Raw genomic sequence first — 22400 nt, forward strand, 5'->3', positions numbered from 1 at the left:
AAAATCTTTGCAAACCCTATTTTCAGCGGACCAAAGCAACGCTAGAGTGAGTCGCCCGCTGGGCACCGGCCGGAAAGGCCGCCTCATTCGATTCAGTGACAAGGATAACCATGGCCACGACCAAAAAAACGGCGGCGAAGAAGGCTGCCAAGGCTCCTGCCAAGGCTGCCGTGAAGGCTGCAAAGGCCCCGGCCGCGCTCAAGCCGATCAAGGATCCGCTTTCGAAGTCCACGCTCGTCTCGCACATCGTCGAGCAGAGCGGCATTGACAGCAAGAGCGTGAAGGCCGTGCTGGCTTCGCTCGAAGGCGCGATCTCCGCGTCGGTACACAAGAAGGGCGCCGGTACGTTCACGCTGCCCGGCCTGCTGAAGATCACCTCCGTTGCCGTCGCTGCCAAGCCGAAGCGCAAGGGCAAGGATCCGTTCACGGGTGAAGAGCGCTGGTTCGCAGCCAAGCCCGCCTCGGTCAAGGTCAAGGTCCGTCCGCTCAAGAAGCTCAAGGACGCGGCCGCCTGATCTTTCCGCGGTGGCTTGAGCCGCCGCGATCGACGAGGTACCCGAAAGCCCCTGCCGCAAGGCGGGGGCTTTTTTCATGCCCCTGCCGAAGGTCATGGTTGACTACAGCTGTCGTCAGGTGCACGCTGCCTACATGTGTAGTCAGGAGTGCGCGGCATGAGCAAGAAGACCATCGGCGACCAGGAACTCGCGCTACTGCAGTACATCGGCGAGTCGCCGAAAAGCACGGTGGCCGAGGTCTGCGCCGGCTATGGCGAAGCGCGCGGCCTGGCGCGGTCGACGGTATTGACGATGATGGAGCGACTCCGCGCGAAGGGCTATCTCGGACGCCGCAAGATCGACGGCATGTTTCGTTACAGCGCCACGAACGAGTCGGGCGAGGTCATGACGGGCGCGGTGGCGCGATTCGTCGAAAAAACCTTGCAGGGCTCCGTCTCGCCCTTCGTCGCCTGGATGTCCGAACGCGGCCAGGTGAGCGATACCGAACTCGCCGAGCTCGAGGCCTTGGTCGATACGTTGCAGTCGCGCCGGAAGGGTCGCTGAGATGGACGCCTTTCTCGACACCCTGCTTTCCCGTCTTGCGCACGCCTCCGTGCAGGCACTCCTGCTTGCCACGCTTGTCTATCTTGCCTGCCGCGCCGTGCCTTCGCTCTCGGCCGCGGCACGCAGCACGCTGTGGTGGCTGCTCGGTGCACAGCTGATCGTCGGCATCGCCTGCCCCACCGTACTCGGCGTACCCCTGCTTCCCGCCACCGATCCGGCACCCGTGATGACCATGACGGCCCTGGGCGATACCGGCGCGGTCGCGGGTTCCGTGGACACGGGCTGGTCGTTCTCGTGGACGTACGCCCTGCTGGGACTCTGGCTGGTCGCCGTCCTCGCCCAGTGTGCCGTCGCCGCCATCCGTTGGCGTCGCCTCCACGGCGTAGCCCGCCGCGCCATGCCGCACGACGACGTACGCGTCGACACACTCTGCGCACGCCGCGCACGGGAGCTCGGCTTGCGTCGTTCGCCGCGCCTCGCCGTATCCGACGAAGTCGAATCGCCGCAAGTCATCGGTCTTTGGCGCCCGACCATCCTGTTGCCATTGGAAGATCGTCTCGGCGACGACGACCTCGACATGGCCCTCATGCACGAGTTGGCGCACGTCCGCCGCGGCGATCTCGTGCTCGGCTGGATACCGGCCGTCGCACGCACGCTGTTCTTCTTTCACCCACTGGTTCACTTCGCCGTCCGCGAGTACGCCCTGTGCCGGGAGGCGGCCTGCGATGCCCTGGTCCTATCGCGCGGCCGACAGGCGCCGAAGACGTATGGACGCCTGCTGCTCCGTCTCGGTGTCGCACCGCATCCCCACCACGCCCTGCCCGGCGCCTCGCCCACCTTCCAGAACCTGAAAAGGAGACTCGACATGCTAGGTCAAGCCACTGAAGCGCCGCCGCGTGTACTCACCGTCTCACTCGTCCTCGCCATTGCCGCTATCGGCGTGATGCCATGGCGCGTGGTTGCCGCCGATAACGGCAGCAAACGCCCGGTCGCCTACGCCTCGGTGACGCCCGCGGCACCCGCGGCACCTGCCGCACCGGTCGGGCCCGTAGCGCCTGCGGCGCCGCCGGCTCCCGCCTCGCCACCGCAGCCCGCCCCGCCGTCCACACCCGCGGAACCAGCGCTCGACGCGGCGGCGTACGCGGAACCGTTACCGCCTCCGCCCGTGCCGCCCACACCCGCCGTGGAAGCCGTCGACATCCGCGGGGGACAGCCGTCGCACGCCCTGGTCTTCTTCGGCGACGACGTCAGCGTGATCAATGGCAGCAACCACGACATCCGCCGCGCCGAGCTGCAGCGCAACGGCTCGAAAGACTATGTGTGGTTCCGCAACGGCGACCAGGCATGGACGCTTCGCGATCCCGCCTATGTGAAGCGCATCACCAGCGCCCTGGCCCGCAGTGCGCAGCCTGCCGACATGGCCGCCATGAGTGCGGACAAGCAGGCCACGCTCGATGGCCAGCAAGCCATGCTCAACGAACAGATGGCCAAGCTCGGTGCCCGCCAGGCAGAACTCGCCGTCCGGGAGAGCGATCCTTCCCGGCCCCGCGACCCCGGCGCCTTCGCCGCGGGCCACGATGCCATTGCTCGCGAACAGTCGGCGATCGCGCAGAAGATGGCGCAGATCGGGCAACAGCGTGCCGAGCAAGGCAAGGTCCAGGCCGAGTGGGGCCGTCGCCAGGCCGAGGCTGCACGCAAGGCCACGAAGGAGGTGAACGACATCCTCGCCGAGTCCATTCGCAACCACGTCGCCCAGACCTCCCGCTGACGGGATCGACGCCCTCCGGTATGGTGAAGGCCTTCACACGTCCCCACGTGTCATGTCTTTCCCCTCCCGGAGGCGTCATGCAACTTGAATCGGGCACGGTCATCGAGGCCAGTGCACTACTGTTCGATATGGATGGCACGCTGATCGACTCGCGCGTCGTCGTCGAAAAGATCTGGAAACGCTGGTGCGACGAGAACGGCATCGACTGGCACGTCGTGCTTCCGCGACTGCACGGCGTGCGCATGATGGACTCGGTGAAGATGTTCGCGAAGCCCGGCATGGACGTCGACGCGGTGTTCGAGCGTCTGTATCGCGAAGAGGTCGAGGACCTCGACGGTATCGTGCCGATTCCCGGCGCCCATGCCCTGCTCGCGGCGCTACCGCCTTCAGCGTGGACCATCGTCACCTCGGCCGACACGGTACTGGCGAAAGCACGCCTCGGCGCTGCTGGCATCGTCCCGCCGCCGCTCATGGTCACCGGTGAAATCGTCACCGACGGCAAGCCGGATCCCGAGGGCTATCTGCTCGGTGCGAAGCGCCTGCACGCCGATCCGAAAGACAGCCTGGTCTTCGAGGACGCCAAAGCCGGCATCGATGCCGGACTCGCCGCCGGTGCGCGCGTCATCGCCATCGCGGGCGACCATCCGGAAGAGATTCCAGAGAACGTCGAGTGGGTGACGGATCTGACGGCGTTGCGTGTCGACGGGGTTTTCGGCGGGAAGGTGCGACTCGTCGTTGTTTGACGGCATCTCCGCTTCGTTGGCTTTTCGCCGCTGAAGCGGCTCCCACAGGTCTTCCTGCCCGGTTTCAGTACACGTCGCGACGATAGCGACCCGCCGCGGCGAGTTCGTCCACGCGCGTGTCGCCGAGGATGTGGCGCAAGGCGGCATCCACGCCCGGTGCCATGCCGGCGAGGCTGCCGCAGACGTAGACGCTTGCACCGTCGGCTACATAGCGGCGCACGTCATCGGCCACGGCGCGCAGGCGATCCTGCACGTACCGCGAGCCTCGTGACTGCCGTGACCAGACGAGGTCGATGCGCTCGATGCCACCGGTCTGCTGCCACTGAAGGAGCTCGTCCACGTGCAGGCGATCGGCCTCGGCGTGACGTTCGCCGAAGACGAGCCAGTTGCGCATGTGAGCCTGCGCCATGCGTGCCTTGATCAGCGCGCGCAGGCCGGCAATGCCGGTACCGTTGCCGATGAAAAGGACGGGACGATCGTCGATAGGCGCGTGGAAATTCTCGTTGCGGCGCACACGCACATCGATCGTGCCGCCGACGGCGGCGTACTCCGTCAGCCAGCCGGAACCGAGCCCGAGCGTGCCATCCTCCGCACGCATCTGGCGCACGACGAGATGCAAGGCACCGTCGGAGGGCAAGGAGGCGATCGAGTATTCGCGGTGCGGCAACGTCGCGGCTTCACCATTCGCGGGACGCGGACCGATCTCGACGATATCGCCGGCCTGCCAGTTCAGTGGCGCCGCGTCCTCCGGCGCGAGCGCCAGATGGAAACACGGACCGCCCACGCTACCGGGATTGAGCAGCCGACGTTCGAGCAATCGCCAGGGCTGGTAGGCGGGGCGCGACCAGTCCGGCTGCGTCTTCACGCCCGATAGTTGGGCGACGTGATGCTGCCAGTGCCGCAGCGCCCCCTCGTCGCCATTGTCCACTTCGACCAGATCGAACAACGGCGAGGCGCCACTGGCGTGGAGCCAGCGTTCCAGGTCGTGCCCGAAGGCGCAGAAATCCTCGTAGTCGCGATCGCCCAGGGCGAGCACACCGTAGGCCAGCCCACGAAGGGTCAACGGCGAGACCATCGTCGCGCGGCGAAAACCCGTGGCCATGTCGGGCGCGTCACCCTCGCCCGTCGTGCTGACGATGAACAGCGCACGCGTGGCCTTGGTCAGCATGGCTGATGTCAACGCACCTATGTCGCGCAGATCGACGACACGACCGCCGCTGGCAGCAGTTCGGCGGTGCGCACGGCGACGTCGCTGGCGAATCCCGTCTGCGATGCATGGATGACCAGGATCGCGTCCGGCGGCGTCGCGACTGCCGCGTCGGCTGTCGCGACGCTGTCACGCTTATCCCGCGCCAGCAACGCGGTCATCGCCACCCACGCCACGCCGAGCGCACCTGCCCAGCCGGCGCGCGGCAGCGAACTGGGATGCACACCGGAAAAGTCGTGCATCCTGGCGAACCACACGACGGCGGCGAACAGGAGTCCGCCGATGATCATCTGGCCGACGGTCGCCTTCACGGCTCGAGCGCCGCCGTGAATGCCGGCGACACCAGCTCGCTGAACGTGCCATCGTCGTTGTACAGGATGAAGAGCGCGGCGATGCCGTGCTGCTTCGCGTATGCCATGCCTTCGTCAGGGCCGAGCACGGTGAGCGTGGTACCGAGCGGATCGGCGAGCATGCAGTCCACCGCGATCACGCTGACCGAGGCGACACGATGGGACACCGGGTAGCCCGTGCGGGGATCGATGTGGTGCGAGAAGAACGTTCCGCCACTTTCGAAGAAATGACGGTAGTCACCCGAGGTGGCGATGGCCCGGTCGGTCAGCGACACGATCCGTTCGACTTCGTCCGGATTGTCGACCGCCCCCGCCGCTGCACCGGGACGCTCGATCCCGACATGCCAGGGCGAACCGTCGGGCTTGTGTCCGCGACCGCGAAGCTCGCCACCGACCTCCACCAGATAAGCATGCACGCCGGCGCGATCGAGGTAATGGGCCACCTGGTCCACGCCGAACCCCTTGGCCACGGACGAGAGATCGAGATACACGCCGCCGGGCTGGAACGCCCGGTGACCGGCATCGTCGAGACGAATCTTCGCCCAGCCGACGCGCGCCCTGGCGGCGGCGATCGCCGCCGCATCGGGTGCCTCGCGCGGTCGCTTGTCCGGTCCGAATCCCCAGAGATTCACCAGCGGCCCGACCGTCGGGTCGTAGGCACCGCCGGAGGATTTCGCCAGGTCCAGCGCATAGCGCAGGACGCTGTAGAACTCCGGCGGCAGGGACTGCCACGTACCCGCCGGTGCGCGGTTGAACCGGCTCAGCTCCGAGTCCACGTCGTAAGTGCTCATCTGCGCGACGACACGATCGACCTCGGCCTGGATGCCGGTCTCGATGGCCCGGTCATCCGAACCATCAGGCATCACGGCATTGACCGACCAGGTCGTGCCCATCGTCTCGCCTTCGAAGCGGCGGACGTCCTTGCCGGACGCCGTCCCCGAAACCAGGAGCACGACGAGCAACCATCCTTTCGCGGTGCGATGCATGCGGCTTACTGCGGCAGCACTTCGAGCGTCGCCGTGTAGCCCAGCCGGCGCTGCTTGGCTTCCTTCACCGAGGCCTTGTCGTCTTCGCTGGACGCATTGACCCAGTACATGCCGGCGGTCGGCCAGGTGAAGGAGAACTTGCCGTCCTTGTCGGTGTTCGTGTCCATCTCGTCCTGCGCATTGCGGTAGCGCGTCGCACCGTTGATCGCGACGACCTTGACGTTAGCGGCCGGCTTACCGTCGAGCAGGAGCTGGAAGGTCGCCTTCTCGCCAGCCATGAGGTCGTTCGGCTTCGTCACCGGAACGAGTTCGAGGCCCTTGTTGGTCGGCTTCAACGCACCATCGCTGGGCGTGCCCTGGGTGACGAAGGTTTCCACGCGCGACGACATCTCGCTGACCTGCACGTTCTTCGCATTCGCAGGAATGGCGGTCTTCAGTTCATCCGCCTTGCCGCGCCAGCGCTTCTTCTGGCCATCGACTTCGTAGTTCGCGAACAGGCCCTGGTTGACCAGCGCCAGTCGATACGTGCCCTTCTGCGGTACAGCCAGATCGAAGGTGCTGCGGTACTTGCCGGTAGCGGCGTTCTCGGGCTTCACCGTCGTGCCGTCCGGCGCGGTGATGACGAGTTGGTCGAGCTGGGCCGGGAAATGATCCGGGTAGTAGAGGTCGTTGGACACGGCGGCATCCACGGTCACCCAGGCGTCATCGCCCGAGATGACGGTAGCCGACGGCACCATCCACATCTTGTGGGCATGGGCGGCGAACGGCAGGACCAGGGCGGCGCAGAGTACGGCGCGAACGAATGCGTGCTTCATGGATGACTCCGGTTACGGATTGAGGTCGAGCGTGATCTGGCCGAGTTCGTCACTGCCCTTGGCGGACAGGTGCGTTGGGGTTTTCGCCGGCCAGTCGAAGGCGATGCGCTGCGCCTCGCGGCCGCCGACCTCGCGCGCGGCTTCAACGACCAGTTCGTAATGGCCCGGTGCAAGCGCGCCCAGCGGCGGCTTGCCGTCGGTGAAACGCAGCTGGTGCTGGCCAGCCGGACGCGTTGCACCCGACACACCGTCGATCGGCATGGTCTGGTCGCGGCCACTGCGGCGCCACCACTGGCGCATGTCCTTCAGCCATTTGCTGCCTTCGCCATCGGCTTTCTTCATGTCGTACCAGACCGCCAGATTGGCGGCGACGCTGTGGTCGTCGCGTTCGACCCACACGGCCACATAGGGGCGGTGGTATTCGGCCACCTTCAGCGCGGGAATTTCCACGGTGAGGTTCAGGTCGGCGGCAGCGGCGGGAAGTGTCGCGGCAAGGCAAAGGGCGAGCGGAACGAGACGACGCATGGCGGATCCGTCAGTGGATGAAAAGGAGGGCGACGACGACCGGGAGCACAAGACCGAGGGCGACCATCGGCCAGGTCATGCGGCGCTGGCCGGCGTGCATCTGAAGCAGCAGCAGGCCGGTGAGCGCGAAGACGACGCAGGCCAGGGCGAACACATCGATGAACCAGCTCCACACCGGGCCGGTGTTGCGGCCCTTGTGCAGGTCGTTCACGTAAGCGAGCCAGCCGCGGTCGGTGGTTTCGTATTGGATCTCGCCGGTTTCCCGGTCGATGCTCACCCAGCCGTCGCCACCGGGCCGCGGTAGCGACACGGCCACCTCGTCGTCGCTCCAGTCGCCTGCGCGGCCGTCGACCGGCGCGCCGGTCTGCGTGGTGATGAAGGTCGCGACCGCTGGCGGCAAGGGCGCCGACTTGGGTCGTTGCGCAACGAGTTGCCCGAGCAAGTCGGGTGGCAGGGTTGCGGCATGCCTCTCCACACGGGGCGATGCTTCGATGCGGGCCGCGTGATTGAGGGTGAAACCGGTGACCGAAAACAGCAGCAACACCACCAGCGAGATGGCGGAACTGATCCAGTGCCAGCGATGCAGGTGTTTGAGCCAGAACGCGCGGCGTTGCCGGTCGACGGTGTCGCGCATGCGATTGAAGGCCCCTGCAGCCAATGGTCGGGAAAGCCCCGCAAGGCTAACAGCAATGCGAATCGTTCGCAATTGGAGCAAGGTGAACGAAGCCGAAAATCCTGTCGTGGCAGCATGCGTCTGCCCGCCCTCAAAGCGTATCCTTGCCCACCATGCGCATTCTCCTAGCCGAAGACGACGCCGCCATCGCCGCGGCCGTCCGCTCCTCCCTCGAACAAGGGGGGCACGCCGTCGACCACGTCGCCGATGGCGCCAGTGCAGACAACGCCCTGCGCGATCACGACTACGACCTGTTGGTACTCGACCTGGGCCTGCCCATGCTCGATGGCAGCGAAGTCCTGTTGCGGGCGCGAAAGCGCGGGGCCGGGCTGCCGGTGCTGGTAGTCACCGCACGCGAGGGCCTGAAGGAACGCGTACGCGTGCTCGACCTCGGCGCCGACGACTACCTGGTGAAGCCCTTCGCGCTGGCCGAGTTCGATGCCCGCGTGCGTGCCCTGCTCCGCCGTCGCACCAGCCACGGCACGCCGGAATTTCGCATCGGTCGTCTGCGTCTGGACATCCCGGGACATCGCGCGTGGATCGGCGAAACACCGCTCGACCTGACCGCGCGCGAATTCGGACTGATCGAGGCACTGGCCATTCGCGCCGACAAGGTCACCAGTCGCGCCCAGCTGGTCGAGGCCCTGTGCAACTGGGACGAAGATCTCACCGACAACGGCCTGGACATCGCCCTGCACCGCCTGCGTCGCAAGCTCGGCGGATCGGGTACCAGCGTGCGTACGATCCGCGGCCTGGGCTATCTGCTCGAAGAATCCACGGATGCCTGAGCGTCGCCATGCGGGGCACCGCCCGTCCCGCCCCAGCCTGCGCCGTCGCCTGCTTACCTTTCTGCTGGTACCCGTCCTCGGGGTGCTGCTGCTCGACGCGGTGCTCGGCTATTTCGTTGCGCTTGCCTACTCCAACCGGGTGCACGACTCGGACCTTTCCGACTCGGCCCTGACCCTGTCCGAGATGATCGGTAACGATGCGCTGCGCGGCGAGCTCACTGCGCAAGCGCGGTTCCTGCTCGAGTACGACCCCGACGGGCGTAACTACTACACGGTGTTCAGCGACCGGCACGGCCGCCTGATCGGCAATGCCGAGCTACCCGGCGCCGAAGGCGGCGTGCCCACCGATGGTCCACCGCGACTCTACGACACGGCCCTGGGTCGCAAGCCCCTGCGTGCCGCGGTCATGCGCGTGAGCAGCCGCCATGAACCGGGCGACGTCCTGACCATCACCGTGGCCGAGAGCCTGCGCGACCGGCACACCCGCGCGCGCGAAATCCTCTTTCTCACCTTGCCGATGCAGGCCCTGCTGATCGCGGCCGTGCTGTGCCTGGTCTGGTTCGGCGTGAGCCACGGCCTGCGCGTACTGGACCCGTTGACGGCGCGCCTGAGCCGCCGGGAACACGATCTGGGCCCGATCGGCGAGGAAGACGTGCCGATCGAGATCCTCCCGCTGACCCGTACCATCGACGACCTCTTCGCCCGCATGCGCAACATGCTCGGTCTGCAGGAGCGTTTCATCGCCGATGCCGCGCACCAGTTGCGCACACCGCTGGCCGGCATCCAGCTGCATGTGGAATCGCTGGACAACGCGGCGGACGCCACCCAACGCAGCGAGGCCCTCGGCCACGTGCATCGGCTGGCCGCCCGTGCGGCGCGGACCTCGGCGCAACTTCTTGCGCTCACGCGCACCCAGGCGCCCGATCTGCCCGACCACGACGGCATGGCGGTGATCGACCTGTCCACCGTGGTCCCCGAGGCGGTATCCATGCGCGTCCATCAGGCGCTGGCGCTGAGCGTGGACCTGGGATACGAAGGCCTCGACGGCGCTTGCCTGGTGCGTGGCGATGCGCTGCAGATCCAGGAGATCATCGACAACCTCGTCGACAACGCCTTCCACTACGCCGGCCGGGGCTGCACCGTGACGGTGTCGGTCTCCCGCGACGTCGACGAGTTCGTGCTCGCCGTGGAGGACGACGGCCCCGGCGTCGCCGACGCCTTCCTCACCCTGCTGGGCGAGCGCTTCTTCCGCGTGCCTGGCGGTGATGAGGACGGGACCGGTCTGGGCCTGGCCATCGTCGAAAGCATCGCCGAGCGTCACGCCGCCCAGGTCGCCTTCCTGCACGCGGCCGCGGGCGGGTTGCGGGTGGAGGTACGGTTCCCCGCGATGACAGGAAAGCCAACTGAAACCACGCACTGAGACCATGCTCTCCATGAGCAATCCAGGATACGAGGCCTCGGCGTGAGCAACCCGACAGAATTCCGGTTTGAAGGAGGGCGCGATGGCGTCCTGCTGATCCACGGTCTGACGGGCACGCCGACCGAAATGCGCATCCTCGGCAAGGGGCTCAACCGCGCCGGCTTCACCGTGGTCGGCGTACGCCTGGCCGGTCATTGCGGCACCGAGGAAGACCTCCTCGCCACGACGTGGGAAGACTGGTACGCCAGCGTCGAGGCGGCCGCTGAAGAGCTTCGCGGCCGGGTGGACCGGGTCTTCGTCGCCGGCCTCTCGATGGGCGCCCTGCTCGCCCTGCGCCTGGCCGCGGTTCGCCCCGACTGGGTCGACGGCGTCGGCGTCTTCGGCGCCACCTTCCGCTATGACGGTTGGTCGATTCCGTGGACGGGAGTGTTTTCATTCATGCTGCCGCTGTTCAAGCGACTCGGCATTGGCAAGAATCGCGTTTTCATCGAGCAACCGCCCTACGGCATCCGCGATGAGCGCCTCCGCGCACAGGTGAGCGCTGCCATGTTTTCGGGCGATAGCGAGGCGGCCGGCCTTCCGGGCAACCCCTGGGATGCGCTGGCCGAAATGGTCAAACTGTCGCGCGATGTGCGTCGCCGCCTGCCCGATGTGGTGGCGCCGTGTTTCGTGGCCCATGCGGCCGACGACGATGTCGCCAGCGTCGCCAATGCGGACCTCGTCGCACGCCGCGTGAGCGGACCGATCGAGATGCTCCTGCTGGGCGACAGCTATCACATGATCACGATCGATCGCGAACGCCGCATGCTGATCGAGCGCACCGCCGACTTCTTCAGCCGCGTCGCCCGCGACGCGCGACCTGCACGCATGGCTGCCTGATCCGGATGCACGGCCTGGCCCTGGCGCTGTGGATCGCTTACGTCCTGCTCGATACCGGTGGCCAGCTGGCCTTCAAGGCAGCTGCCGGGGACGAGCGCGCCGGGGACGGGCTGGCGCGATGGCGTTACATGCTCGCACGGCCCTGGATCTGGGTTGGCATCGCCTGCTATGTCGCCGTGTTCGTCGACTGGATCGCTTTTCTTTCGCTGGTGCCGCTGTCCGAAGGCGTCCTTCTCGCGGCAATCAATATTGTCGCGATCATGGTCGCGGGGCGCATCCTCTTCCGCGAACGGCTGACGCCGTTGCGAGTCACCGGCATCCTGTTGGTGGCGGCGGGTGTCGCTATCGTCGGCGTCGGCTCATGAAGCGTTTCTACCTCATCGGCTTCACGCTGCTGCTGGCCTTCGACACGCTGAACCTGCTCTGCTTCAAGGCGGCCGGCGCACATGCCTTACCGCTGGAGATGAGCACGGCATGGCTCGCTCGCGTGTTTTCGCATCCATGGGTCTACGGCGCGATCGCCGGTTACATCGGCGCGTTCGTGACCTGGATGAGCCTGCTCAAGCACGCGCCGATCGGGCCGGCCTTCGCCGCCTCCCATCTCGAAGTGGTCACTGCCATGGCGCTTTCGTGGTGGGTCTTCGCCGAACCGGTGACGACGACACAGGTCGTCGGAGCGCTGGTTATCGTCACCGGTATCGTGTGCCTTGCGTTCGCCGAGGGTAGTGGCGAGGCAGCCAAGAATCATCTTGCTCCCCACGAGGTATAGCGCTGCACCAGCACTCGCTCGGGGGGTGTTCCGCCAGCGCCGTTACCCGTCAGGATTTCAAAGGTCAGGTGAGCGTCCGTCACATCGATGCCGAAGAACAGGAAGTTCAGACCTTTGAGGTCGACATCGATGATGAAAAAGCCGTTGTCATCACTGAACGACGGATCCAGCGCGCCCGTTCGATCGTGGCGCCCCACGATGACGCGCTTGATCAGCGTTCCATCGTAGTCGGCACGCCCCACCAGCGTGACTCCCTGGCCCGAGGCTTCGATGTGCATCGGGTACGCGAATATGCCTCCGTCATCGGCCCCACCGTAATTGAGTTCGAGGTACCGTCCACCGTTGAAGCCGACGGGGATCGTTCCGTCGTCATCCAGCGTAAGGAGCAAGCCGGCGGCAGGTGGGCGGCTCATGATCGTACCTGCCGCCCAGATGCCAGCTTCTTCCGACCAGAACAGTCGTTCAATCTCGTTGCGATGAGCGCCGTCGCTCTCTACCACGAACGCTCCATTCGTCCCGAAGGCAGGGTCAGGTTCACCGGTGGGAAGAAGGCGCACGATGCGAGAATTACCGGCGACGGTTGCCGTGCTGAGGAGAATCTTTCCGTCATCCTGGACGACCGCATCGGTGATCCTCCCCCTCGCTCCGAGCGGGACATCAACCAGCGCGTACCCCTTCCCGGCAAAGGCGGGACTCAGATGACCGGACGCATCGAAGCGCAACACGATGCCACCGTATCGTTGTTCGGCGTTTTGCGTCGTTCCGACGAAGAAAAATTCACCACCACCTGCAGGGATGACGAAACCCTTGACGACCCCCGGCTCGCCGGGGGGCCGAATGCCGTCCAGGTTCACGTAGCCATCGATGCCGAACGACGTATCGATCGCACCCGCACCATCCCGGCGCGTCAGCATCCATGTATCGCTTCCTTGCGACCTGAGCACCAGGACCGTCGCGTTCCCGTCGACCGGAAACGGTTGCGCACCCTGCAAGGTTTCCCCCGACAACGGCGGTTCGACGACGACTCCCTGATTTCCGAAGGAGGGGTCGAACTGCCCGTCGCGGGTGATCTTCGCCAGACCGTATCGCCATCCGCCCTCGGGAGGACTGCAACCCATGGCGAGCATGATGCTGCCGTCGTCGGCCCGTGCCAGCGCGCGCAGGCGCTCATTCGCGCCAGGCTCGATGACATAGCCTTCTACTTTGAGCTCGAACGTGCCATCGATACCGAAGGAAGTGTCGATATCGCCCTGCTTGTGCGTGCCGAGTCCGCTCATGACCGATTCCTTTCGTCGAATAACTGTCCATGTCATCCGGCAGCGATCCGTTCGCCCCGGGATTCCGCCTGACCTGGGACGGATTGAAACCGTAGATCCCGCGAGCAACGTGCGCCATACGTCAAAGGTTGTAGGGGCGAGCTAGGCCCGCCCTTGCTCCACCAGCGTGAGCGCCACCTTGTCACGCAGGTAGACGGGCAGCGCGAGTTCCGGCGCCACCGCCAGACCGTCACGAAAACGCCGCGCCGCCACTTCTGCGACGTGTCTGGCCTGAGGGAAACGTGCACCATCCGCCGAGCGGATGGATCCGCGTATGCGTTGCCGGAGAATGGCCTCGTAGGTCGCCCATCCGGTGCCGACAACGTGCCATGCGGCGGCGTCAGGAAGCTCCAGCGCCGCTGCCGTATCGACGCGCTCGCGATCGATCAGCGTGATGCTGCCGTCGTCCTCGCGACGCCACGCGGCCACGTAGATCTCGCCCATCCGCGCGTCGATCACCGACAGGATCGCTCCATCATCCTCGGGCGCTTCCAGTGCCAGTGCTTCGAGCGAGGAGACCGTGACCACCGGCACGTCCAGCGCCATCGCCATGCCCTGCGCCAGCGACACACCCAGGCGCACGCCGGTGAAGGCACCCGGGCCGCGACCGACCGCGATGCCATGGAGCGCTTCGCGACTGAGACCCGCCTCGGCGAGCAAGGCGTCCGCCATCGGCAGCACGAGTTCGGCATGCCGGCGCGGTGCGATTTCACTGCGCTCGATCACTTCGTCGCCGTGGACGAGGGCGACCGAGCAGGCTTCCGTGGAGGTTTCGATAGCGAGGAAGTTCATGGCGTTTCCGACGTGGTGTTGAGCGGCACGCCCTGGGCGTACCAGTCGATCCGGCGGGTCAGGTACATCAGCAGCGCGATCACTGCCACGAGGACGACCGACCCGATCAGCAGCGCGTACTGTTCCGCGCCGATCAGGCCATACAGTATGGCGTAAACCAGGGTGAGCACGCCGCCAAGCGCCAGGCCGGCCGTGCGCGCCCGAAGCGCCGCCATGGCGTAACCACCCACGATGAGCACGACCGCGGCAGCGGCGACGGCGTAGGCCGGGCCGAAGCCGATCTGTTCGGACAGGGCGAGCAGGAGCACGTAGAAGCTGGTCATCGCGGCGCCGACCAGCAGGTATTGCACCGGATGCAGGCGCAGGCCTTTCAGCACCTCGAACAGGAAGAATGCGACGAAGGTCAGCGCGATGAACAGCAGGCCGTACTTACCCGCGCGATCGTTCTGCTGGTACACGCCGCCGGGCTGGTAGAGCTTCACGCCGAAGGACGAAGGTGCGAGGCGTTCGGCAACATCCTGACTGGTCGCATCCCAGTGCTGGCCATAGGCGCGATTGAGGTCGAGGATCTTCCAGGACGCATCGAAACCTGCCGGCGTCACGCTGCGCCTTGTCGGCAACAGCGAACCGGTGAAGCTGGGGTCGGGCCACGACGAGCGCATCTGCACGCTGTTCGTACGCGCCAGCGGCAGCGATGAGAACGATTCCGTGCCGGCGACACTGAGCTTGAGTTCGAATTCGATCGGCGCCTCGCGATCCGGCTCGATGATGATGGGTGCCGACAGCACCGTGTACGGACCCATGCGTGCGGTGGACGAGGACAGGCGCACCGCATGACCGTCGACCATGGCCGAGGTGATCCCTTGCAGTCCGCGCGTATCGGCGATCAGCACGCGAACCTCCGCTTTGCCGATGAACCAGGTCGCCCCTGTCTCGGTCGCGAAACGGCGCAGGTCGGCAGGAAGGAAGTGACCATGAACGGTGACTTCGCCGGTATAGGTCGGCACCACGTACATCCCTGACGACCGCTTGTCGACGGTGAGGTCGGCCACGGTATCCAGGTCATCGGCCAGGACGATCTCCGTACCGTCGATCACCTTGGCTACGGCACCCGCGGCATCGTGGCTCTCCCGTTGCGTCGGCACGGCGAGCACCAGGCCGCCGATCACTTGCGGTCCACCCCAGCCATCCGCCACGCGGGCCACGGCGGTGTCGCGCATGGCCTGACGCTCGCGCACGAGGCCATCGGCCTGTGTCAGCGGAATGAGCATGAGCAGGGCCAGCAGCCCGATGCCGAGCACCTTGGCGGTTATCGATTGCATCCAGCGAAACATCGGTCTCTCCCTTCCTGATAGATGGGAACGATGCTCGGTGCCCGATGGGTGCGCCAGCGGCGCCCACCAGGGCGAAGTGCGGGCAAGGAGGGGCGAAACGCGGCCCAGTCCCAAGGAAAGGATCAGGTCGGGGAGGACACCGGCGCGAAGAAGGCCGTGACATCGGCGAGCTCGCGCGTGCGCGGCATCGGCGGCAGGCTGGCCAGGAACAGCCGCCCGTAGCCCTTGGTACTGAGCCGCGGATCGCACAGGACCAGGACACCGCGATCGTGCACGTCACGGATCAGGCGTCCCGCGCCCTGCTTGAGGGCGATGACGGCCGTGGGCACCTGCCAGCCCATGAAGGGATTGATGCCGGCTTCTTCGAGCGCTTCCAGCCGCGCCTGGAGCACCGGATCGTCCGGCATGGCGAAGGGCAGCTTGTCGATGACGACCACGCTCAACGCTTCGCCGGCCACGTCGACGCCTTCCCAGAAACTCGCGGCACCGAGAAGCACGCCGCGCCCGCTGGCACGGAATTCCTCGAGCAGGCGATGCCGTGGCGCGGTGCCCTGGACGAACAACGGCCACGGCACACGACCTTCGAGCAACTCGGCGGCACGCCGCAGCGCGCGATGCGAGGTGAAGAGCAGGAAGGCCCGGCCGTCGGATGCATCGAGCACGGGACGGATCGCCGCGACAACGCGATCGGTGTAATCGCGCGCCGCCGGATCCGGGAGATCCTTCGGCAGATAGGCGAGTGCCTGACGCGGGTAGTCGAACGGACTTTCGACATGCAGCGTCTGCGGGTCCTCGATGCCGAGCTGGCGAGCGAAGTGGGCGAAGTCGCCGGCGATCGACAAGGTCGCCGAGGTGTGGATCCAGGCGGCATCGGTCGCCATGCGCATCGCGCGCAGTGGTGTGGCGAGGTCCAGCGGCGTGGCGTGCAAGGCGAACCCGCGTGGCCAGGTTTCGTACCAGCGCACGTCGGCGGCCGAATGTTCCTCGGCAATCCGGTCCAGGCGCAGGCTGAGCATCTGCGCCCGCTCGAAGACGTTGGCCAATCCGCGCGAGCGCTCGCCCAGCGAGGAAAGCAGGTCGGAGAGCGCGGCCATGACATCGCGCAGTTCGCCGAGCAGCTCATGGACCGTCTCGTCGCGATCGAGCGCGCCGAACGGACCACGGGCGGGCAGCGGGTCCATGGCCAGGCGCAGGCGCTTGATCAGGTCCTGCACCACTTCCACCGGCTCGAGAAGCTGGCTGGTCGCGCCGGTCACCCCCTGGGCTTCGGCCAGCGCGTCCTGGGCAAGATCGGTCATCTGCCGCGCGCTGACGCTCTGCGAGAAGAACTGGCCGGCCAGCTCGGGAATCTGATGCGCCTCGTCGAGAATGAAGGCGTCCGCGCACGGAAGAATCTCCCCAAAGCCTTCTTGCTTCAGCGCAAGGTCGGCCATGAGAAGGTGGTGATTTACCACGACGATATCGGCCTCCATCGCCTCGCGACGCGCCTTGACCACATGACAGTCATCGAAGAACGGGCACTCCGTGCCCAGGCAATTCTCAGGCGTGGAGGTGACGCGTGGCCAGACCGGGGAATCCTCCGGGATATCGATCATTTCCATGCGGTCGCCGCGACGCGTTCGCGCCGACCAGGCACGGATCGCCGAAAGCTGGCTGGCCAGCTGGCGATCGGGGTTGCCCTCGCGAACCGCCTGGTCCAGCCGGTAGAGGCACAGGTAGTTGGCCCGGCCCTTGAGCAGGCTGGTCTTCGCCCGGCTGCCCAGCACGGCGTGCACGCGCGGCAGGTCGCGGAAAAACAGCTGGTCCTGCAGGGCCTTGGTGCCCGTGGAGATGATCACTTTGCGCCCCGACATCAGGGCGGGGACAAGGTAGGCGAACGTCTTGCCGGTACCGGTGCCGGCCTCGGCAATCAGGACATCGCGGTCCTCGATGGCGGTAGCCACCGCCCCCGCCATGCGCTCCTGCGCCTCGCGGGGCGCGAATCCGGGTACTTCACGGGCAAACGGGCCCTCCGCGCCGAGGATCGCGGCCACATCGGATGCAGTCATCCCTCAAGTATCGCCTACAATGGCGGTCTTTTCGTCTTCCAAAGCGCGCCCCTTCGCGGCGCGAGCCGAGAGCCCACGCATGGATAAGAGTTTCGAGCCCAGCCAGATCGAGTCGAAGTGGTACGCCCAGTGGGAGTCCAGCGGCTATTTCAAGCCGTCGGGCAAGGGCACGCCCTACACGATCATGCTGCCGCCGCCCAACGTCACGGGCACGCTGCACATGGGCCATGCGTTCCAGCACACGATCATGGACACCCTGGTCCGCTATCACCGCATGCGTGGCTACGACACGCTGTGGCAGCTCGGCACCGATCACGCCGGCATCGCCACCGAAATGGTCGTCACCCGGCAGCTCAACGCCGAAGGCAAGCAGCGCTCGGATCTCGACCGCGATGCCTTCATCAGCCGTGTCTGGGAATGGAAAGCCGAGTCCGGCGACACCATCGGCCGGCAGATGCGCCGCATGGGCGTATCGGGCGACTGGAGCCGCGAAGTCTTCACCATGGACCCGGGCCCGTCGAAGGCCGTGGTCGAAACCTTCGTGCGCCTGCATGAGGAAGGCCTGATCTACCGTGGTCAGAAGCTGGTCAACTGGGACCCCGTGCTGAAGACCGCCATCTCCGACCTCGAAGTGGTCAGCGAGGAGGAAGACGGTTCCATGTGGTCGATCCGCTACCCGCTGGCCGACGGCTCGGGTGAACTGGTCGTCGCCACCACGCGCCCGGAAACCATGCTGGGCGACGTCGCCGTCGCCGTGCATCCCGACGACGAGCGCTACGCCCACCTGATCGGCAAGCTGCTCAACCTGCCGCTGTCCGATCGCCAGATCCCGATCATCGGCGACGAGTACGTCGAAAAGGATTTCGGCACCGGCTGCGTGAAGATCACCCCGGCCCACGACTTCAACGACTACGCCATCGGCCAGCGCCACAACCTGCCGATGATCAACATCCTCACCGACGACGCGAAGATCAACGACGCGGCGCCTGAGAAGTATCGCGGCCTGGACCGCTACGTCGCGCGCAAGGCCGTGCTGGCCGATCTGGAAGCCGCCGAGCTGCTGGTCGAGACGAAGAAGCACAAGCTGCAGGTGCCGCGCGGCGATCGCACCGGCCAGGTCATCGAGCCGTATCTCACCTGGCAGTGGTTCGTGAAGATGGACACGCTCGCCGCCCGCGGCCTGCAGCTGGTCGAACAGGGCGACGTGAAGTTCGTCCCCGAGAACTGGATCAATACCTATCGCCACTGGCTGGCCAACATCCAGGATTGGTGCATCAGCCGTCAGCTGACCTGGGGCCACCAGATCCCGGCCTGGTACACCGCCGACGGCAACATCGTCGTCGCGCATGACGAGACCGAGGCGAAGGCGAAGGCCGCCGCGCTCGGTTACACCGGTGCACTGCGTCGTGACCTCGATGTCCTCGAGACCTGGTTCTCGTCGTCGCTGTGGAGCCACTCCACCCTCGGCTGGCCCGATCCGCAGGCGCAGGCCGAGCGCGGCTTCGATCGTTACCTGCCGACGAACGTCCTGGTGACCGGTTTCGACATCATCTTCTTCTGGGTCGCCCGGATGATCATGATGACCGACCACTTCACCGGCGAAGTCCCGTTCAAGGACGTCTATGTCACGGGCCTCATCCGCGACAAGGATGGCCAGAAGATGTCGAAGTCCAAAGGCAACGTGCTCGACCCGCTCGACCTCATCGATGGCATCACGCTGGACGAGCTGCTGGCCAAGCGCACGCGCGGATTGATGCAGCCGAAGATGGCCGAGAAGATCGAGAAAGCGACGCGCAAGGAATTCGCCGAAGGCATCCCCGCGTTCGGTGCCGACGCGCTGCGCTTCACGTTCGCCTCGCTGGCCACGCACGGTCGCGACATCAAGTTCGATCTCGAGCGCGCAGCCGGCTACAAGGCCTTCGTCAACAAGCTCTGGAACGCCTCGCGTTTCGTGCTGATGAACCTTGGCGAGGACGCGAAGCTCGCGCCGACGAAACCGACGACCGAAGCCGAGCGCTGGATCCTCACCCGCCTGCATGACACGCTGGGCACGGTGAAGGAGCAGCTGGCGGGTTATCGCTTCGACCTCGCCGCGCAGGCGCTGTACGAGTTCACCTGGAACGAGTTCTGCGACTGGTTCCTCGAGCTGTCCAAGCCGGCGCTGAACGGTGACGACGCGGTTGCGGCAGCGTCCACGCGGTACACACTCGTGCACGTGCTGGAAACCTTGCTGCGCGCGCTGCATCCGATCGTTCCGTTCGTCACCGAAGAGATCTGGCAGAACGTGCGCCCGGTGCTCGGCATCGAAGGCGACACGATCATGCTGCGTCCCTACCCCGAGGCCACGGACGTCGAAAGCGACGCCACGGCCACGGCCGAGATCGAATGGGTCAAGGATGTGCTCACGGGAGTGCGCCGCATCCGTGCCGAGATGAGCATCGCACCGGGCAAGGTCATTCCGCTGCTGTTCGCCGATGGCGATGATGCCGATCGGGGACGCGCCAGCAAGTTCGCCGCGCAGATCGCCTTCCTCGGCCGGGTGGAAAGCCCGGTCTGGGTCAACGGTGATGAGCCGGCCTCGGCCGTCGCCGTGGTCGGCGCCATGCGCGTGCTGATTCCGCTGGAAGGCCTGATCGACCTGGGCGCGGAGAAGGCTCGCCTGGCCAAGGAAATCGCCCGCGTGGAAGGCGAAGTCCGCAAGTGCGAGGCCAAGCTGGGCAACGCCAACTTCGTCGCGAACGCACCGGCCGAGGTGGTGGCGCAGGAGCGCCAGCGCATCGCCGACTGGAACCAGCAGGCCCAGGCCATGCGCGAGCAGGCACTCAAGCTGGGCGGCTGAAGCCCAAGCGCGCCTTGGGTAGGAGCCGATTCATCGGCGATTGGGTGCTTGCGGCACCCTGGCCCGCTGCCGCGGGTTCGCCGATGAATCGGCTCCTTCCAGGCAAAAAAAAATCCCGCCAGATGGCGGGATTTTTTTGTGCGAGACGCAGGCCTCACATATCGTGCTTGTTCACCTCGAAGCCGTTCTTCTTGTACTCGGTCCAGCGGCTACGCGAACCCACGCGCTCCGCCGGATCCGCCGCGACCACTTCGAGCACCCGATCGAAGCGGCCGGGTGCACAAACCTCGCGGAGGTTGATCACCATCGGCCGGTCCGCCACCTCGACGCCCGGCGGCACGATCAGCACCGCCGTGTTCGCATCATCGTCGTCACCGGCGAGTTGGTGCGGGATGAAGCTGTCCTCGTCGAAGGACCACAGGTATTCGTCGATCGCCTCGGCCTGCTCGAAGTCGCGGGTGAGGATCAGGGTCGGCTTCTGGGCTCCGAAGGCGCGCTTGGCCAGTTCGCAGACCAGCAACAGGGGATCCTCGCGAAACCGCGGCTTGTCGATCAGGTAGAAGTCGGCGCGAGGCATACGGGCCGGATCAGCCAGCGGCGACGCGGTCGAGCAGCCACTGCGTCAGCAGGGGCACCGGACGACCCGTGGCCATACCCTTGCGACCCTCGTCCCACGCCGTGCCGGCGATGTCGAGGTGAGCCCAGCGACGACCTTCGGTGAAGCGCGAAAGGAAGCAGCCCGCCGTGATGGCGCCGGCATACTTGCCGCCGAGGTTTGCCACGTCGGCGAAGCCCGAGTCGAGCTGGCTCTGGTAGTCGTCCCAGAGAGGCAGGCGCCAGGCGCGATCCAGCGTGGCTTCGCCGGCGGCGAGCAGCTCGGCCGACAGCGACTCGTCCTTGGTCATCAGGCCGCTGGCATGCTTGCCAAGGGCGACGACGCAGGCACCGGTCAGGGTGGCGGCGTCGATCATGGTGTGCGGATCGAAGCGCTTGCCGGTGTAGGTCAGTGCGTCGCAAAGGATCAGGCGACCCTCGGCATCGGTGTTGAGCACTTCGATGGTGATCCCCGACAGGCTCGTCAGGACGTCGCCGGGACGGTAGCTGTCGCCGTCCGGCATGTTTTCCACGGCAGGGACCACGCAGACGAGGTTGACCGCCAGCTTGAGCTTCACGGCCGCGACGAAGGCACCGAGCACGCCGGCGGCGCCGCACATGTCGAACTTCATCTCCTCCATGCCCGGACCCGGCTTCAGGCTGATGCCCCCGGTGTCGAAGGTGATGCCCTTGCCGACGAAGGCGTAGGGACGTTCACCGTCCTTGCCGCCGTTCCACTGCAGGATGACCAGGCGCGGCGCGTTGGCCGAGCCGCGGGCCACGGCCAGCAGCGAGCCGAAACCCTCGCGCTCCATATCGGCGCGGTCGAGGGACTCGAAGGTCACGCCTTCGTGGGCATCGGCGAAAGCCTTGGCCTGGTCGGCGATGTAGTCGGGGTTGCAGATGTTCGGCGGCAGGTTGCCGAGTTCCTTCGCATAGCGGACGCCTTCGGCGATCGCCCGGGCTTCGGCCAGACCGGCCTCGCCATCGGCCGGGCCGACCAGGGTCATCGTGGCCAGTTCCGGCAGGGACTTGTCGCGCGGCTTCACCGTGGCGGTGTAGCGGTAGGCGGCATGGTCCGTGGCCAGGGCCGCGACGCGCAGGCGCCAGGCGGCATCGCGGCCGGGGACCTCGACCTCAGGCAGCCAGTTGACGGCTTCCGTTACCGGCAACCGGCCCACGGCGCGCGCGGCTTCCAGGGTCACGCGCTGGTAGCGGGCAGCGTCGAAGGTCTTCTGCGCGCCGAGGCCGACCACCAGTACGCGGGCGGCGGCGACGCCGGCCGGGTGCAGCAGGGTGACGACGTTGCCGACCTTGCCGGTGATATCGCCCGCCTCGACAAGGCGCTTGATCGCCCCGCCGGCGGCGGTGTCGATCCGCGCGGCGGCGCTGGTCAGGACACCGTTCTCATAGACACCGACCACCGCGACCGGGGTCGTGGTGGATTCGGGAGCGTTGGAACCGAGGCTGAACTGAACCGTCATAGCTAACTGTCC

Annotated in this window: 22 protein-coding genes; 10 read left to right on the forward strand and 12 right to left on the reverse strand. The window is 66.3% G+C overall.

The window, feature by feature from the left end:
• The first annotated feature begins 110 nt into the window (after positions 1-110).
• From BJI69_RS02395 to BJI69_RS22580, 4 genes are all read left to right on the forward strand, one after another.
• Positions 111-515: an HU family DNA-binding protein gene (locus BJI69_RS02395; protein WP_046968653.1), complete on the forward strand. Its 405-nt coding sequence runs from the start codon at positions 111-113 to the stop codon at positions 513-515.
• Between the two features lie 156 nt (positions 516-671).
• Positions 672-1058, forward strand: coding sequence for a BlaI/MecI/CopY family transcriptional regulator (locus BJI69_RS02400; RefSeq protein WP_046968652.1), 387 nt, complete (start codon positions 672-674; stop codon positions 1056-1058).
• 1 nt (position 1059) lies between these two features.
• Positions 1060-2826 (forward strand): M56 family metallopeptidase, encoded by a 1767-nt coding sequence (locus tag BJI69_RS22995; protein WP_046968651.1) that lies wholly within the window; start codon positions 1060-1062, stop codon positions 2824-2826.
• Positions 2827-2903: 77 nt separating this feature from the next.
• Positions 2904-3569 carry an HAD-IA family hydrolase gene (locus BJI69_RS22580; protein WP_046977574.1) on the forward strand — a complete coding sequence of 222 codons (666 nt, stop codon included), beginning with the start codon at positions 2904-2906 and terminating at the stop codon, positions 3567-3569.
• Between the two features lie 64 nt (positions 3570-3633).
• Here the strand turns inward: BJI69_RS22580 and BJI69_RS02415 are convergent, their stop codons facing one another.
• Genes BJI69_RS02415 through BJI69_RS02440 form a run of 6 tightly spaced genes read right to left on the reverse strand, consistent with a single transcriptional unit; the run spans position 3634 to position 8086 of the window.
• Positions 3634-4737 (reverse strand): sulfite reductase subunit alpha, encoded by a 1104-nt coding sequence (locus BJI69_RS02415; protein WP_053057117.1) that lies wholly within the window; start codon positions 4735-4737, stop codon positions 3634-3636.
• A gap of 17 nt (positions 4738-4754) precedes the next feature.
• Entirely contained in the window at positions 4755-5087 is a 333-nt protein-coding gene (locus BJI69_RS22715; protein ID WP_053057116.1) for a hypothetical protein, read from the reverse strand.
• On the reverse strand, positions 5084-6112 hold the full coding sequence (locus BJI69_RS02425; protein ID WP_046977573.1) for an FAD:protein FMN transferase: 1029 nt from the start codon (positions 6110-6112) through the stop codon (positions 5084-5086). The genes BJI69_RS22715 and BJI69_RS02425 overlap by 4 nt, the downstream gene beginning before the upstream one ends.
• Positions 6113-6117: 5 nt before the next feature.
• On the reverse strand, positions 6118-6927 hold the full coding sequence (locus tag BJI69_RS02430; RefSeq protein WP_046977572.1) for a DUF4198 domain-containing protein: 810 nt from the start codon (positions 6925-6927) through the stop codon (positions 6118-6120).
• 12 nt (positions 6928-6939) lie between these two features.
• Positions 6940-7452 (reverse strand): DUF2271 domain-containing protein, encoded by a 513-nt coding sequence (locus tag BJI69_RS02435; RefSeq protein ID WP_046977571.1) that lies wholly within the window; start codon positions 7450-7452, stop codon positions 6940-6942.
• Positions 7453-7462: 10 nt separating this feature from the next.
• Positions 7463-8086, reverse strand: coding sequence for a PepSY-associated TM helix domain-containing protein (locus BJI69_RS02440; protein ID WP_046977570.1), 624 nt, complete (start codon positions 8084-8086; stop codon positions 7463-7465).
• Between the two features lie 152 nt (positions 8087-8238).
• On the opposite strand from BJI69_RS02440, the gene BJI69_RS02445 reads away from it, so the two are divergent.
• From BJI69_RS02445 to BJI69_RS02465, 5 genes are read left to right on the forward strand one after another with little or no spacing between them, the layout of a single operon-like run.
• Positions 8239-8913 (forward strand): response regulator, encoded by a 675-nt coding sequence (locus BJI69_RS02445; protein ID WP_046965946.1) that lies wholly within the window; start codon positions 8239-8241, stop codon positions 8911-8913.
• On the forward strand, positions 8906-10333 hold the full coding sequence (locus BJI69_RS02450; RefSeq protein ID WP_046965947.1) for a sensor histidine kinase: 1428 nt from the start codon (positions 8906-8908) through the stop codon (positions 10331-10333). The genes BJI69_RS02445 and BJI69_RS02450 overlap by 8 nt, the downstream gene beginning before the upstream one ends.
• A 42-nt stretch (positions 10334-10375) precedes the next feature.
• Positions 10376-11212: an alpha/beta hydrolase gene (locus BJI69_RS02455; RefSeq protein ID WP_046965948.1), complete on the forward strand. Its 837-nt coding sequence runs from the start codon at positions 10376-10378 to the stop codon at positions 11210-11212.
• A 5-nt stretch (positions 11213-11217) separates the two neighbouring features.
• Positions 11218-11577, forward strand: a complete 360-nt coding sequence (locus BJI69_RS02460) for a DMT family transporter (RefSeq protein WP_046965949.1) — start codon at positions 11218-11220, stop codon at positions 11575-11577.
• On the forward strand, positions 11574-11981 hold the full coding sequence (locus tag BJI69_RS02465) for an EamA family transporter (RefSeq protein WP_046965950.1): 408 nt from the start codon (positions 11574-11576) through the stop codon (positions 11979-11981). The genes BJI69_RS02460 and BJI69_RS02465 overlap by 4 nt, the downstream gene beginning before the upstream one ends.
• On the opposite strand, the gene BJI69_RS02470 is transcribed toward BJI69_RS02465, so the two are convergent.
• The 4 genes from BJI69_RS02470 to yoaA form a co-directional block, all read right to left on the reverse strand.
• Positions 11957-13258, reverse strand: a complete 1302-nt coding sequence (locus tag BJI69_RS02470) for a delta-60 repeat domain-containing protein (RefSeq protein ID WP_046965951.1) — start codon at positions 13256-13258, stop codon at positions 11957-11959. The genes BJI69_RS02465 and BJI69_RS02470 overlap by 25 nt on opposite strands.
• 141 nt (positions 13259-13399) lie before the next feature.
• Entirely contained in the window at positions 13400-14089 is a 690-nt protein-coding gene (gene tsaB, locus BJI69_RS02475) for a tRNA (adenosine(37)-N6)-threonylcarbamoyltransferase complex dimerization subunit type 1 TsaB (protein ID WP_046965952.1), read from the reverse strand.
• Positions 14086-15411 (reverse strand): cell envelope integrity protein CreD, encoded by a 1326-nt coding sequence (gene creD, locus BJI69_RS02480; protein ID WP_244465190.1) that lies wholly within the window; start codon positions 15409-15411, stop codon positions 14086-14088. The genes tsaB and creD overlap by 4 nt, the downstream gene beginning before the upstream one ends.
• A gap of 134 nt (positions 15412-15545) precedes the next feature.
• A complete protein-coding gene (gene yoaA, locus BJI69_RS02485) occupies positions 15546-17471 on the reverse strand; it encodes a DNA repair helicase YoaA (protein WP_046965954.1) in 1926 nt (641 codons plus the stop codon).
• Positions 17472-17550: 79 nt separating this feature from the next.
• Here yoaA and BJI69_RS02490 point away from each other — a divergent pair, with 79 nt between their 5' ends.
• Positions 17551-20310, forward strand: a complete 2760-nt coding sequence (locus BJI69_RS02490; RefSeq protein WP_046965955.1) for a valine--tRNA ligase — start codon at positions 17551-17553, stop codon at positions 20308-20310.
• Positions 20311-20464: 154 nt separating this feature from the next.
• Here the strand turns inward: BJI69_RS02490 and BJI69_RS02495 are convergent, their stop codons facing one another.
• Positions 20465-20887 carry a DNA polymerase III subunit chi gene (locus BJI69_RS02495; protein WP_046965956.1) on the reverse strand — a complete coding sequence of 141 codons (423 nt, stop codon included), beginning with the start codon at positions 20885-20887 and terminating at the stop codon, positions 20465-20467.
• A gap of 10 nt (positions 20888-20897) precedes the next feature.
• Positions 20898-22388 carry a leucyl aminopeptidase gene (locus BJI69_RS02500; RefSeq protein ID WP_046965957.1) on the reverse strand — a complete coding sequence of 497 codons (1491 nt, stop codon included), beginning with the start codon at positions 22386-22388 and terminating at the stop codon, positions 20898-20900.
• Positions 22389-22400 lie beyond the last annotated feature (12 nt).

It is taken from the genome of Luteibacter rhizovicinus DSM 16549 (assembly GCF_001887595.1).
In the GTDB taxonomy this organism is placed as follows: domain Bacteria; phylum Pseudomonadota; class Gammaproteobacteria; order Xanthomonadales; family Rhodanobacteraceae; genus Luteibacter; species Luteibacter rhizovicinus.